9 protein-coding genes are annotated in these 13683 nt (G+C 63.0%); 2 read left to right on the plus strand and 7 right to left on the minus strand.

The features are described from left to right. Positions 1–48: 48 nt before the first annotated feature. The 4 genes from rpsG to rpoB all read right to left on the minus strand — a co-directional run bounded on the left by rpsG (position 49) and on the right by rpoB (position 8772). Positions 49–519, minus strand: a complete 471-nt coding sequence (gene rpsG / locus CXQ88_RS02415; RefSeq protein WP_026531948.1) for a 30S ribosomal protein S7 — start codon at positions 517–519, stop codon at positions 49–51. 1 nt (position 520) lies between these two features. Next, positions 521–895, minus strand: a complete 375-nt coding sequence (rpsL, locus tag CXQ88_RS02420; RefSeq protein ID WP_018773658.1) for a 30S ribosomal protein S12 — start codon at positions 893–895, stop codon at positions 521–523. Between the two features lie 347 nt (positions 896–1242). Next, a complete protein-coding gene (locus CXQ88_RS02425; RefSeq protein ID WP_104042543.1) occupies positions 1243–5142 on the minus strand; it encodes a DNA-directed RNA polymerase subunit beta' in 3900 nt (1299 codons plus the stop codon). 120 nt (positions 5143–5262) lie between these two features. Then, positions 5263–8772, minus strand: a complete 3510-nt coding sequence (gene rpoB / locus CXQ88_RS02430; RefSeq protein ID WP_104042544.1) for a DNA-directed RNA polymerase subunit beta — start codon at positions 8770–8772, stop codon at positions 5263–5265. A 597-nt stretch (positions 8773–9369) separates the two neighbouring features. Between rpoB and CXQ88_RS02435 the strand changes: the two genes are divergently transcribed. Then, positions 9370–10569 (plus strand): acetyl-CoA C-acetyltransferase, encoded by a 1200-nt coding sequence (locus CXQ88_RS02435; RefSeq protein ID WP_104042545.1) that lies wholly within the window; start codon positions 9370–9372, stop codon positions 10567–10569. Next, on the plus strand, positions 10569–11075 hold the full coding sequence (locus CXQ88_RS02440) for an aminoacyl-tRNA deacylase (protein ID WP_104042546.1): 507 nt from the start codon (positions 10569–10571) through the stop codon (positions 11073–11075). The genes CXQ88_RS02435 and CXQ88_RS02440 overlap by 1 nt, the downstream gene beginning before the upstream one ends. 136 nt (positions 11076–11211) lie before the next feature. Here CXQ88_RS02440 and rplL read toward each other — a convergent pair whose 3' ends face one another. The 3 genes from rplL to CXQ88_RS02455 all read right to left on the minus strand — a co-directional run bounded on the left by rplL (position 11212) and on the right by CXQ88_RS02455 (position 13676). Then, positions 11212–11589: a 50S ribosomal protein L7/L12 gene (gene rplL, locus CXQ88_RS02445; RefSeq protein WP_104042547.1), complete on the minus strand. Its 378-nt coding sequence runs from the start codon at positions 11587–11589 to the stop codon at positions 11212–11214. Positions 11590–11666: 77 nt separating this feature from the next. Beyond that, on the minus strand, positions 11667–12263 hold the full coding sequence (rplJ, locus tag CXQ88_RS02450; RefSeq protein ID WP_104042548.1) for a 50S ribosomal protein L10: 597 nt from the start codon (positions 12261–12263) through the stop codon (positions 11667–11669). Between the two features lie 294 nt (positions 12264–12557). Then, on the minus strand, positions 12558–13676 hold the full coding sequence (locus CXQ88_RS02455) for a GNAT family N-acetyltransferase (protein WP_104042549.1): 1119 nt from the start codon (positions 13674–13676) through the stop codon (positions 12558–12560). Between the last annotated feature and the right edge of the window lie 7 nt (positions 13677–13683).

Below are 13683 nucleotides of genomic sequence, written 5' to 3' on the forward strand. Positions count from 1 at the left end.
CTACACGTTCGCCGCCGGCCTGTGAGGGCCGGCGGCGTACGGGAAGTATTACCAGCGGTAGTGTGCGAAGGCCTTGTTGGACTCGGCCATCTTGTGGGTGTCTTCGCGACGCTTCACAGCGGCACCGAGACCGTTGGAGGCATCCAGGATTTCGTTCTGGAGGCGCTCGGTCATCGTCTTCTCGCGGCGGGCCTTGGAGTAGCCAACCAGCCAGCGCAGGGCGAGTGCGGTGGAGCGGCCCGGCTTGACCTCAACCGGAACCTGGTAGGTGGCGCCACCGACGCGGCGTGAGCGGACCTCGAGGGAAGGCTTGACGTTGTCCATGGCCTTCTTGAGGGCTGCTACGGGATCGCCGCCGGACTTGGCGCGTGCGCCTTCGAGGGCACCGTAGACGATGCGCTCTGCCGTGGACTTCTTGCCGTCAACGAGCACCTTGTTGATGAGCTGGGTGACCAGCGGGGAGCCGTAAACGGGATCTAGTACGAGCGGCCGCTTGGGGGCCGGACCCTTGCGAGGCATATTACTTCTTCTCCATCTTTGCGCCGTAGCGGCTGCGGGCCTGCTTACGGTTCTTGACACCCTGGGTATCGAGGGCACCACGGACGATCTTGTAACGGACACCCGGGAGGTCCTTCACACGACCACCGCGAACGAGCACAATGGAGTGCTCCTGCAGGTTGTGGCCTACACCGGGGATGTAAGCGGTGACTTCAATGCCACCGTTGAGGCGCACACGCGCCACCTTACGCAGTGCCGAGTTCGGCTTCTTCGGGGTGGTGGTGTAAACGCGGGTGCAGACACCGCGGCGCATCGGGCTGCCGTTAAGCGCGGGGGCCTTGGTCTTTTTGACCTTAGGCGTGCGGCCCTTGCGGACCAGCTGGTTAATCGTAGGCACTCTCGTGTTCTCCGTTGGTTTGATCTCTACCGGAACATTCGGGCGTCAGCCGTCATTGCATCGGTTTGGCGTTGTCCTGCAGCCTTGGTATCTCGAATCGTGCCCAAGGCGTGCAAAAGAGTGGCATTCGTTGCGCACCTAGCCCGCAACCCGGAAACAAGCTCACACCCAACATCATGAGAACAAAACCAAAATGATGCTGCGGCGGCCTTCATCCACTGCCACACAGAACAATTACAAAAAGTCTAGCACGGCTTGATCCTGGGCCTTAATCGGGTGTATACGAAAGGCCCCGCCTCCCCCTGCCAGAACTGAAGCAGAGGGAAACGGGGCCTTCCTGGCGACTCCTAGCGGAAGTCGTTGCCCAGGTCGTAGTCATCCAGCGGGATGGCGTGGAACTCAGGAGCTCCGTCGCCGCCCAGGGTGTCGTACGAGAAGTCACTGAATGCGCTGGGGCCGGTGAACAGGTTGGCCTTTGCTTCTTCGGTGGGCTCGACGGTGACCTCGGTGTAGCGCGGGAGGCCCGTGCCGGCCGGGATCAGCTTACCGATGATGACGTTCTCCTTGAGGCCGAGCAGCGGATCGCTCTTGCCTTCCATGGCCGCCTGCGTCAGGACGCGGGTGGTCTCCTGGAAGGAAGCTGCGGACAGCCAGGACTCGGTAGCCAGCGACGCCTTGGTAATGCCCATGAGCTCAGGACGTCCGGAAGCCGGAGTCTTGCCCTCGGACACAACGCGGCGGTTGGCGTCCTCGAAGCGGCTGCGCTCGGCGAGCTCGCCGGGGAGCAGATCCGATTCGCCGGACTCGATGACCGTAACGCGGCGCAGCATCTGGCGGACGATAACCTCGACGTGCTTGTCGTGGATACCGATGCCCTGGCTGCGGTACACGCCCTGGACCTCGTCCACCAGGAACTTCTGTGCCGCACGCGGACCCATGATGCGCAGGACCTGCTTGGGATCCACCGGTCCGTTGATCAGCTTCTGGCCGACGGTGACGTGGTCGCCATCTTCGATCAGCAGGCGTGAACGGCGCAGGACCGGGTAAGCGATCTCTTCGGTTCCGTCATCAGGGGTGATGACCAGGCGCATCTGGCGCTCGGACTCTTCGATGGCGATGCGGCCGGCTGCTTCAGCAATCGGTGCAACACCCTTGGGAGTACGGGCTTCGAAGAGCTCCTGGATACGGGGCAGACCCTGGGTGATGTCGTCGCCACCGCTGGCAGAGACTGCACCACCGGTGTGGAACGTACGCATGGTCAGCTGGGTACCGGGCTCACCGATGGACTGTGCGGCGATGATGCCCACAGCCTCGCCGATGTCCACGGTCTTGCCGGTGGCCAGCGAACGGCCATAGCACAGGGCGCAGGTGCCGACGCTGGACTCACAGGTGAGTACGGAGCGGACCTTGACCTCGGTGATGCCGGCTGCGAACAGCTCGGCAATAACCACGTCGCCGCAGTCAGTGCCGGCAGCAGCAAGCACATTGCCCTTGTCATCGACGACGTCGACAGCCAGCGTACGTGCGTAGGCGCTGTTCTCGACGTTCTCGTCCAGCACAAGCTCACCGTTGGAATCGGCGACGGCGATGGGCGTGACCAGGCCACGCTCGGTGCCGCAGTCCTCTTCACGGACGATGACGTCCTGGGACACGTCCACCAGACGACGGGTGAGGTAACCCGAGTTGGCGGTACGCAGGGCGGTGTCAGCCAGACCCTTACGGGCGCCGTGGGTGGCGATGAAGTATTCCAGAACCGACAGGCCCTCACGGTAGGAGGACTTGATGGGACGGGGAATAATTTCACCCTTCGGGTTGGCCACCAGGCCACGGATACCCGCGATCTGGCGGACCTGCATCCAGTTACCACGTGCACCGGAGGACACCATGCGGTTGATCGTGTTCATCGGGGACAGGCTGTCACGCATCGCCTGAGCGATTTCGTTGGTGGCCTTGTTCCAGATCTCGATCAGTTCCTGGCGGCGCTCGTCGTCGTCGATCAGGCCCTTGTCGTACTGGCCCTGGATCTTGGCGGCGCGCTCCTCGTAACCGGCAAGGATCACCGGCTTGTCCTTGGGCACCTCGATGTCCGAGATGGCCACGGTGACGCCGGAGCGGGTTGCCCAGTAGAAACCGGCATCCTTCAGGTTGTCCAGCGTTGCCGCCGTAATCACCTTCGGGTAGCGCTCCGCGAGGTCGTTGACGATCGTGGACAGTTCGCCCTTGTCTGCAACGTTCTCAACCCACGGGTAGTCCTCGGGCAGGGTCTCGTTGAAGAGAACCTGTCCCAGTGAGGTTTCCACCAGTGCGGTCTGGCCCGGCTCCCAGCCTTCCGGAGCTTCCCAGCCGGCGTACGGCACGAAGCCGTCGAGGCGGATCTTGACCTTGGAGTTCAGGTGCAGCTCGTGCAGGTCGTAGGCCATGATGGCTTCCGCTACGGAACCGAAGATCCGGCCTTCGCCAGCCGAACCGACACGCTTGGTGGTCAGGTGGTAGAGGCCGATGATCATATCCTGCGAGGGCAGGGTGACCGGGCGGCCGTCGGACGGCTTCAGGATGTTGTTCGAGGACAGCATCAGGATGCGGGCTTCCGCCTGGGCTTCGGGGCTCAGCGGCAGGTGCACTGCCATCTGGTCGCCGTCGAAGTCGGCGTTGAAGGCGCCACAAACCAGCGGGTGAAGCTGGATTGCCTTGCCTTCAACAAGCTGCGGCTCGAACGCCTGGATGCCGAGGCGGTGCAGGGTAGGTGCACGGTTGAGCAGCACCGGGTGTTCGGTGATGATCTCTTCCAGCACGTCCCAGACCTGCGGACGGTAACGTTCCACCATGCGCTTGGCCGACTTGATGTTCTGGGCGTGGTTGAGGTCAACCAGGCGCTTCATCACGAACGGCTTGAAGAGCTCCAGGGCCATCTGCTTGGGCAGGCCGCACTGGTGCAGCTTCAGCTGCGGGCCGACGACGATGACCGAACGGCCGGAGTAGTCGACGCGCTTGCCGAGGAGGTTCTGGCGGAAACGGCCCTGCTTGCCCTTGAGCATGTCGCTCAGGGACTTCAGCGGACGGTTGCCCGGTCCGGTGACCGGACGGCCGCGGCGACCGTTGTCGAAGAGGCTGTCAACAGCTTCCTGAAGCATGCGCTTCTCGTTGTTGACGATGATCTCCGGAGCACCCAGGTCAAGCAGTCGCTTGAGGCGGTTGTTGCGGTTGATCACACGGCGGTACAGGTCGTTGAGGTCGGAGGTCGCGAAGCGGCCACCGTCCAGCTGGACCATGGGGCGCAGTTCCGGCGGGATCACCGGGACGGCGTCGAGGACCATGCCAAGCGGGCTGTTGTTGGTGGTCAGGAACGCGTTGACCACCTTCAGGCGCTTGAGGGCACGGGTCTTGCGCTGGCCCTTGCCGTTGGCGATGATGTCGCGCAGCAGGTCCGACTCGGCCTGCATGTCGAAGTTCTCAAGACGCTTCTTGATGGCTTCGGCACCCATGGAGCCTTCGAAGTACATGCCGTAACGGTCGCGAAGCTCGCGGTACAGGCCTTCGTCACCTTCGAGGTCTGCGACCTTGAGGTTCTTGAAACGGTCCCAGACCTGCTCGAGGCGCTCGATGTCGGCGTCGGCGCGCTTACGCACGTTGGCCATCTGGCGGTCGGCGGAGTCGCGGGCCTTCTTCTTGTCGGCAGCCTTGGCGCCTTCACCCTCAAGGCGCGCGATTTCGCCTTCGAGGTCACGGGCAATCGCCGCGATGTCGCCGTCGCGGTTGTCGATGAGCTGCTTCTTCTCGATGTCGTGCTCAACCTGCAGGTTGGGCAGTTCCTCGTGGCGGGCAGCTTCGTCAACGCTGGTGATCATGTAGGCAGCGAAGTAAATGACCTTTTCGAGGTCCTTCGGTGCCAGGTCAAGGAGGTAGCCCAAGCGGGAGGGAACACCCTTGAAGTACCAGATGTGCGTGACGGGAGCGGCCAGCTCGATGTGGCCCATGCGCTCACGGCGGACCTTTGCGCGGGTGACTTCAACGCCACACCGCTCGCAGATGATGCCCTTGAAGCGCACGCGCTTGTACTTGCCGCAGTAGCACTCCCAGTCCCTGGACGGGCCGAAGATCTTCTCGCAGAAGAGTCCGTCCTTCTCAGGCTTGAGGGTGCGGTAGTTGATGGTTTCCGGCTTCTTAACCTCGCCGTAAGACCAGCCGCGGATGTCTTCCGCGGTTGCGAGGCCGATTTGCATGAGGCCGAAGGAGGATTCGCTGGACATATGGTCCCTGTTCTCTCTTGTTCTCTAAATTCTGAAGTCTTGGGATACGGGAAGAGGGAGGTGACTCACCGGGAAAGGTCACGGCGGCGGGGCCGCTTGCCTTTCCCGGTAAGTCCCCTGCTAAACCTCTTCTACCGAACTGGGCTCTGCACGAGACAGATCGATGCCCAGTTCTTCCGCAGCGGTGAAGACTGCGTCATCAGAGTCACGCATTTCAATTGTGGTTCCGTCCGTGGAGAGGACTTCCACGTTCAGGCACAGCGACTGCATTTCCTTGATCAAGACCTTGAAGGACTCGGGAACGCCCGGCTCGGGGATGTTCTCGCCCTTGACGATGGCTTCGTAGACCTTCACACGACCATGGATGTCATCAGACTTGATCGTGAGGAGTTCCTGGAGCGTGTAGGCGGCGCCGTAAGCTTCGAGCGCCCACACTTCCATTTCACCGAAGCGCTGGCCACCGAACTGTGCCTTACCACCCAGCGGCTGCTGCGTGATCATGGAGTACGGGCCGGTGGAGCGCGCGTGGATCTTGTCGTCCACCAGGTGGTGGAGCTTCAGGATGTACATGTAGCCGACCGAGATCGGATCCGGGAACGGCTCGCCGGAGCGGCCGTCGAACAGACGGGTCTTGCCGGAGGAGTCGATCAGACGCTGGCCATCGCGGGTGACGTTGGTGGAGTCCAGCAGGCCCGTGATTTCCTCTTCACGGGCGCCGTCGAACACCGGCGTTGCAACAGTGGTCTGGCCACTCTCGCGCGGCAGGTTCGGCAGCTGCTTGACCCACTCGGGCTCGCCTTCGATCTTCCAGCCGGTCTTGGCAACCCAGCCGAGGTGCGTTTCGAGTACCTGGCCCACATTCATACGGCCCGGGACACCCAGCGGGTTCAGGACAATATCAACGGGGGTGCCGTCGGCAAGGAAGGGCATGTCCTCGATCGGGAGGATCTTGGAGATAACACCCTTGTTGCCGTGGCGGCCGGCGAGCTTGTCGCCGTCGGTGATCTTGCGCTTGGCAGCCACGTACACGCGGACCAGCTGGTTCACGCCCGGGGGCAGCTCGTCGTCGTTGTCGCGGTCAAAGACGCGCACGCCGATGACGGTGCCGGACTCGCCGTGGGGCACCTTCAGGGAGGTGTCACGGACTTCGCGGGACTTCTCACCGAAGATGGCGCGCAGCAGGCGCTCTTCCGGGGTCAGTTCGGTTTCACCCTTCGGGGTGACTTTTCCGACCAGGATGTCCCCTGCTTCAACCTCGGCACCGATGTGGATGATGCCGCGCTCGTCCAGTCCTGCCAGTACTTCCTCGGACACGTTGGGGATGTCACGGGTGATTTCCTCGGCACCAAGCTTGGTGTCGCGGGCATCGATCTCGTGCTCCTCGATGTGGATGGAGGAAAGAACGTCCTCGGCAACAATGCGCTGCGAGAGGATGATGGCGTCCTCGAAGTTGTGGCCTTCCCATGACATGAATGCCACGAGCAGGTTCTTACCGAGGGCGAGTTCGCCCTGGTCCGTTGCCGGGCCGTCGGCGATGATGCCGCCAACTTCTAGGCGCTGGCCTTCGTTTACCAGTACGCGGTTGTTGTAGCAGTTGCCCTGGTTGGAGCGGGCGAACTTGTTGATGCGGTAGTTGGTTTCCGTACCGTCGTCGTTGAGCATGATGACGAGCTCAGCGGAGACCTCGGTAACCACACCGGCCTTCTTGGCGATGGTGACATCGCCGGCGTCGACGGCTGCGGCACGCTCCATGCCGGTGCCCACGAACGGAGCCTCGGAACGGACCAGCGGCACGGCCTGGCGCTGCATGTTGGCACCCATGAGCGCGCGGTTTGCATCGTCATGCTCGAGGAACGGGATCAGGGCGGTAGCCACGGACACCATCTGGCGCGGGGAAACGTCCATGAACTCGACGTCCTCGGCGGGAACCAGGACAGGCTCGCCTCCACCACCACGGGCACGGACCAGGACGGTGTCCTCGGCGAACTTCTTGTTCTCGTCCAGCGGCGCGTTGGCCTGGGCGATCAGCACCTCAGCCTCGTCGTCGGCCGTCAGGTACTGCACGTCGTCGGAAACGACGCCGTTCTTGACCAGGCGGTACGGCGTCTCGATGAAGCCGAACGGGTTGATGCGTCCGTAGGATGCCAGCGAGCCGATCAGGCCAATGTTGGGGCCTTCAGGGGTTTCGATGGGGCACATACGTCCGTAGTGGGACGGGTGCACGTCACGGACTTCCATGCCGGCGCGGTCACGGGACAGACCACCGGGGCCAAGAGCCGACAGGCGGCGCTTGTGGGTCAGGCCCGAAAGCGGGTTGTTCTGGTCCATAAACTGCGACAGCTGGGAAGTTCCGAAGAACTCCTTGATGGCAGCGACCACGGGCCGGATGTTGATCAGGGTCTGCGGCGTGATGGCCTCGACGTCCTGAGTGGTCATACGCTCGCGGACAACGCGCTCCATGCGGGACAGGCCGGTGCGGACCTGGTTCTCGATGAGCTCGCCGACGGCGCGGATGCGGCGGTTACCAAAGTGGTCGATGTCGTCGATTTCGACGCGCAGGTCCACTTCCTGGCCATCGCGGATGCCCTTGGTGGTCTTCTCACCGGCGTGCAGCGCGACGAGGAACTTGATCATGGCAACGATGTCTTCAACGTGCAGGACCGAAGCTTCCTTGTCGCCAAGGGAGCGGTCGATGCCAAGCTTGCGGTTGATCTTGTAGCGGCCAACCTTGGCCAGATCGTAGCGCTTGGAGTTGAAGTACAGGTTGTCCAGCAGCGACTGGGCAGCCTCGACGGTGGGCGGCTCGCCCGGGCGCAGCTTCCGGTAGATGTCCAGCAACGCGTCTTCGCGGGTTTCGGTGGCGTCCTTCTCCAGGGTTGCCCGCATGGAGTCGTACTGGCCGAACTCTTCGAGGATCTGGCCTTCGGTCCAGCCAAGGGCCTTCAGCAGGACGGTGACGGACTGCTTACGCTTGCGGTCGAGGCGAACGCCGACCTGGTCGCGCTTGTCGATTTCGAGCTCGAACCAGGCGCCGCGGGACGGGATGATCTTCGCAGTGAAGATGTCCTTGTCGCTGGTCTTGTCGGCGGTGCGCTCGAAGTAGGCGCCCGGGGAACGGACCAGCTGGGAGACGACGACACGCTCGGTGCCGTTGACCACGAAGGTGCCCTTCTCGGTCATCAGCGGGAAGTCGCCCATGAACACGGTCTGCTGCTTGATTTCGCCCGTGTTGTTGTTCATGAACTCGGCCTTGACGTACAGCGGAGCCGAGTACGTTGCGTCCCGGTCCTTGCACTCGGCCATGGTGTACTTCGGGTCAGCGAACTCCGGATCGGAGAAGCTCAGGGACATGGTGCCCTGGAAGTCTTCAATCGGGGAGATTTCTTCGAAGATGTCCGAGAGACCGGACGTGGTGGCGACGCTAAGATCGTTTTCTTCGACGGCCTTCGCTACGCGTGCCTGCCAGCGTTCGTTTCCGACCAGCCAGTCGAAGCTGTCCGTCTGGAGGGCAAGCAGATTCGGAACGTCAAGAGGTTCGTGAATCTTTGCGAATGAGAGCCGGCGAGTGGCACCATCAGTGCTGTCGGCGGTGTTAGCGGTTTCGTTATTAGAGGTGCTCGAGGCGACCAAGAGGGATCCTTCCACAGACCTTCAGGCGTTTTCAGATCTCCCCCGCTGTGCACCCTGCGGAATGCTCCGCAGTGCTACCATCCGGTTCCGCTATATGACCCGGGGCCGGTGCTGACTATGCTGTGACGTTGTTGACGGCACGTTGATTGCCAGCTGCCAGGCGAAAGCCCACCGCTATATGAAGGCTGAAGGTAAACAGGGAAGACGCAAATATCTACGATACGGCAAAATAACCTACATGTCTACCCCACATCCGGCCCGATTGCAAGCACCGATTTTGCGGGGCTGGTTCCGGAGGCGTTCCTGGGCTATTCGTGTGGTGCCTCCGCGCCGCTTCCGGCAGACGGGACTAAAGCCGCAGGATGACGCCTTCAGCGGCGCACGTCGCGGCGTTGGCAAACCCAGCGTCGCAGACGGCATCCTTGGATTCCTGCGCCGGCCCGCCGTCGGATTCTGCAGCTTCTCCCCCGCAGTTGCGGTCCCGCGAACCCGGCCCCTGCCGGAATGGACATAGCGGCGGGGGCGTTTGAATAAATGGGTGACCAGCGTCACGATAGCCTTGGTGGCCTACAACGGAACAGATCGGAAGAGATATACATGGGCAACTCCGCAGACAACACTGACGTTGTCATACTCGCAGCAGTTCGTACGCCGCAGGGCCGGATCAACGGCCAGTTGGCGAGCTTTACTGCCGTCGATCTCGGCGCGCACGCCATCAAGGCAGCGCTGGAGGCCAGCGGCGTGGATGCCGGCCAGGTGGACGCCGTCATTATGGGACAGGTGCTCCAGGCAGGCGCCGGGCAGAACCCCGCACGCCAGAGCTCCATCGCCGCCGGCATCGGCTGGAACGTTCCCGCCGTGACCGTGAACAAGGTTTGCCTCTCGGGGCTGACCGCAGTGATAGACGCCGCCCGGATGATCCGCGGCGGGGAGGCATCCGTGGTGGTGGCCGGCGGGCAGGAGTCGATGACCCGCGCGCCGCACCTGCTGCCCGGCTCCCGGCAGGGGTGGACCTACGGCTCCATCCAGGCCGTGGACGTTGCTGCGCACGACGGACTCACCGATGCCTTTGACGGCCAGTCAATGGGCCTGTCCACCGAAACCGGGAACCTTGCGCTGGGCATCGACAGGACGTCCCAGGACAACGTAGCCGCCGAGTCGCACCAGCGGGCGGCGCTGGCGGCCAAGAACGGAACGTTCGACGACGAGATCGTGCCCCTCAGCGTGAAGCAGCGTAAGGGCGATCCGCTCGTTGTCTCCACCGATGAGGGGGTCCGTCCCAACGCCTCCGCCGAGTCCTTGGCCGGGCTGCGCGCTGCCTTCGTTACGGACGGCACCATTACCGCGGGCAACTCCTCTCCCCTGTCCGACGGCGCCGCCGCCCTGGTCCTCGCCTCCCGCGGTTTTGCCGAGGAACACGGGCTGGATTACCTGGCTGTCGTCGGCAAGCCCGGGCAGGTAGCCGGGCCGGACAACTCGCTGCATTCCCAGCCTTCCAACGCCATCAAGAACGCCCTTGGCCGTGCGGGCTGGACCACCGCGGACCTGGACTTTATCGAAATCAACGAAGCGTTCGGGTCTGTAGCGGTGCAGTCGCTCCAGGACCTGGACTACCCCCTGGAGAAGTGCAACATCCACGGCGGTGCCATCGCGCTGGGCCACCCCATCGGGGCATCGGGGGCCCGCCTGGCAGCGCACGCCGCACACGAGCTCAGGCGGCGCGGAACGGGCAAGGCGGCGGTGTCCCTGTGCGGCGGCGGCGGGCAGGGCGAAGCGCTCCTGCTGTACCGCGACTGATGGCGGACGAAACCGCGGCAGGTGCTTCGTCTCAAGGCGGCACCGGCAGGGACAGGTTCCTTGCCGATGCCGCAGCCCGCGGACTGCAGGTGGACGTAGTGGAAAGGCCGGCTGCCAAAAGCCTCGAAGAGGCGGCCGGCATCCTGGGCATCACACCCGCGGACATCGTGAAGTCGCTGGTGGTCAAGCACAAGGATGGCTCGTTCCTTTTTGCGTTGATCCCCGGTGACCGCCAGATCTCCTGGCCCAAGCTGAGGAACCTTGTGGGCGTCAACAAGCTCTCGCTGCCGCCCGCGGACGTGGCAATGGACGCAACCGGCTATGAACGCGGCACCATCACCCCGCTCGGCAGTACCAACAAGTGGCCGGTGTACGCCGACGCCACCATCGCGGGCCGGCGGATTTCGATGGGTGCAGGTGTGCACGGCTACAGCGCCTTTGTGGACGCCGACGCCCTCACGGGAGCGCTGCGCGCCGTCGTCGCGGATATCAGCGACCCTGCCTGACCCCACCCCCGCCTGACTCGCACGTGACGTCGTGAAGTCGCATTTTCGCGACGTAAACTGCGAGTTGGTTGGGTGGTACGGAACGCAAAAAGCCCCGCCCACAAACGTGGACGGGGCTTTTGAGGAAAAGGCGTTGTTACTTGACGGTAACGCGGGCGCCTGCAGCCTCGAGCTGCTCCTTGGCCTTCTCGGCAGCTTCCTTGGTGACACCCTCGAGGACGGCCTTGGGAGCGCTGTCGACAACGTCCTTGGCTTCCTTGAGACCCAGGGAAGTGATGGCGCGAACTTCCTTGATCACTGCGATCTTCTTGTCGCCGGCAGCTTCGAGAACGACGTCGAATTCGGTCTGCTCTTCAGCTTCTTCAGCGGCGCCGCCACCGGCGGGGCCAGCAACAGCTACAGCAGCAGCGGTTACTTCGAAGGTCTCTTCGAAGAGCTTGACGAACTCGGAGAGCTCGATGATGGTCAGTTCCTTGAAAGCTTCAATGAGCTCTTCGTTGGTGAGCTTCGCCATGGTAGGCGTCCTTCCTGTTGTGGTGTTCAGCGGCACGGAGCCACGCGTCACACCGGAGTCTGGTGGGGTAAAGAGAACTAGTTCTCTTCAGCTGCGGGAGCGTCAGCTGCGGGAGCTTCGGCTACTTCTTCAGCTGATGAATCAGCAGCTTCTTCAGCGGCGGGCGCCTCGGCAGCTGCCGGTGCACCGTTCTCTTCTTCAAGCTTGAGGCGCAGTGCGTCAATGATGCGCACAGCGGCGGCAGCGGGTGCCTTGAGGACACCAGCAACCTTGGCGAGCTGCAGCTCACGGGACTCGAGGGCTGCCAGTGCGGCAACCTCGCTGGCGTTCAGTGCCTTGCCCTCGAAGTAACCGGTCTTGATAACCAGCTGCTTGTTGGTCTTGGCAAAATCCGTCAGGCTCTTGGCAGCGGCAACTGCGTCACCCTTGATGAACGCGATTGCAGTGGGGCCGGCAAGCTGGCCGTCGAATGCTTCGACGCCGGCTTCCTTGGCTGCAATGGCGGTCAGGGTGTTCTTGACGACCGCGAACTTGGTGTCCTGGCCGAGAGAAACACGCAGCTGCTTGAGCTGTGCAACGGTGAGCCCGCGGTATTCGGTCAGGACAGCGGCGTTCGATTCCTTGAAATCGTTCGTGATCTCAGCTACTGCTGAAACCTTGGTAGGCGTTGCCATAACCCTCCTTCCGGGGATAGTGCCGGTATGCGACGGTCCCCGCTCAGGTGAGCTAAAACTAAAAACGCCCCGCGCAGATGCACGGGGCTTGGCTCAACACAGATAATCCGTGGAGCTTTGCTTCGTTCACCTGCGCCGGCCGCCCTACGTTCAGGGTCCTTCGTCCAGAAAGCCACTGCTTCTCCCGCGCACAACTGCAGAGTTGAGCCATGTTCGAGAGAGTGGATTTCCAACAACCGACGGTCTTTGGTCCTTCAAGTCTACGGGAGAGCCATCACTCCACCAAATCGGCCCTCAGCTGGTGCTGGTGTGCAAGTGCGGGAGCTCCTTTTGCCAGATTCCCGTCACCCCGGCCGTCTGGAAACCCAGCTGCTGGTTGACGGTGAGGAGGTACCGGTTCTCCGGGGCGTTCCAGGTGTAAATGATCCGGGCATCGGGAAACTGCTCGGTGAGCCGCTCCATGTTGGCCACCTTGATCAGCAGGCCCAGCTTGTTACCGCGGTGCTCCTGCAGCACCAGCGTGTCGTCCTGAAAGACAACGTCCGCGCGGTGCGCCAGCACCGTGATCGTGGTCAGGCCTACAAGCGCCCCCGAGGCGAGGTGCTCGACGGCGGTGACCACCGTCCGCCTGCCCTGCGCAATGGCTACTTCCTCGGCTTCCCGCAGGATGTCGCCGTCGAGCACCATGTCCTGCTCAACAGGCGGTTCCAAGGAGAGGTCGACGTCGGCCCCCGCCTGGTTCTCAAGGGCAGCGACCGCTTCCAGCCAGCCGTCGGGGCAGCGGTCCGTCCAGTGGTGCAGCCGGTAGCGTCCGCTGTTGGCCGCGTCCGCCTCAGCCTGCAGGTCAGCCACCAGCTTTGTGTCCAGCGGGAGCGCACAGGAACTGAACTGCTCGATGTGCTGCAGCGTGTAGCCAGTCTTCTGCGCGAACTCGACTTCACGGCTCTCCAACGGCACAAAGCCCTGCCCCGTGCCGGGAACCAGCTGGGCCCGTTCAAACTCATGCAGGGAGGCCCCGGGGTGATTCGTGTCCACCAGGATCATGGTGCGGCCTTCCCCGCGGGCAAACTGCTCCGCGGCCTGGAGAAGGCGCCGCCCTACGCCTTGGCGCTGGAACTCCGGCAGGATGTCCAGGGTGAATTCCGCCAGGTCCAGGTTGTCCGTGAGGGGAAGGGCGATATCGACAGTCCCCACAATCTCCCCGTCCACCTTGGCGACAAGAATGAGCTGCCGTTCGTACGGGTCCTGGAACTCAAGGAGCTTCTCCAGGGGGCCGTAAGCGAGGTCGTCGCTCCCCCAGGTCTGCATTCGAACCTTCCGGCCCACCTCGACGGCGGCAAGGAAGTCCGCTGCGTCCGGCGCGTCCAGTGAGTCGGGAATCCAAAGCTGCTCGATCTTCACGTCTTTAGCCATAGGCGCA

Origin of the sequence: Arthrobacter sp. ZGTC412, from assembly GCF_002929215.1 — a bacterium.
GTDB lineage: Bacteria > Actinomycetota > Actinomycetes > Actinomycetales > Micrococcaceae > Arthrobacter.

What these genes read in the sequence shown, in the direction of transcription:
- CXQ88_RS02435 (WP_104042545.1), top strand. Translation starts at nt 9,370, where the DNA reads ATGGGCAACTCCGCAGACAACACTGACGTTGTCATACTCGCAGCAGTT.
- CXQ88_RS02440 (WP_104042546.1), top strand. Translation starts at nt 10,569, where the DNA reads ATGGCGGACGAAACCGCGGCAGGTGCTTCGTCTCAAGGCGGCACCGGC.
- rplJ (WP_104042548.1), bottom strand. Translation starts at nt 12,263, where the DNA reads ATGGCAACGCCTACCAAGGTTTCAGCAGTAGCTGAGATCACGAACGAT.
- CXQ88_RS02455 (WP_104042549.1), bottom strand. Translation starts at nt 13,676, where the DNA reads ATGGCTAAAGACGTGAAGATCGAGCAGCTTTGGATTCCCGACTCACTG.
- rplL (WP_104042547.1), bottom strand. Translation starts at nt 11,589, where the DNA reads ATGGCGAAGCTCACCAACGAAGAGCTCATTGAAGCTTTCAAGGAACTG.
- rpsG (WP_026531948.1), bottom strand. Translation starts at nt 519, where the DNA reads ATGCCTCGCAAGGGTCCGGCCCCCAAGCGGCCGCTCGTACTAGATCCC.
- CXQ88_RS02425 (WP_104042543.1), bottom strand. Translation starts at nt 5,142, where the DNA reads ATGTCCAGCGAATCCTCCTTCGGCCTCATGCAAATCGGCCTCGCAACC.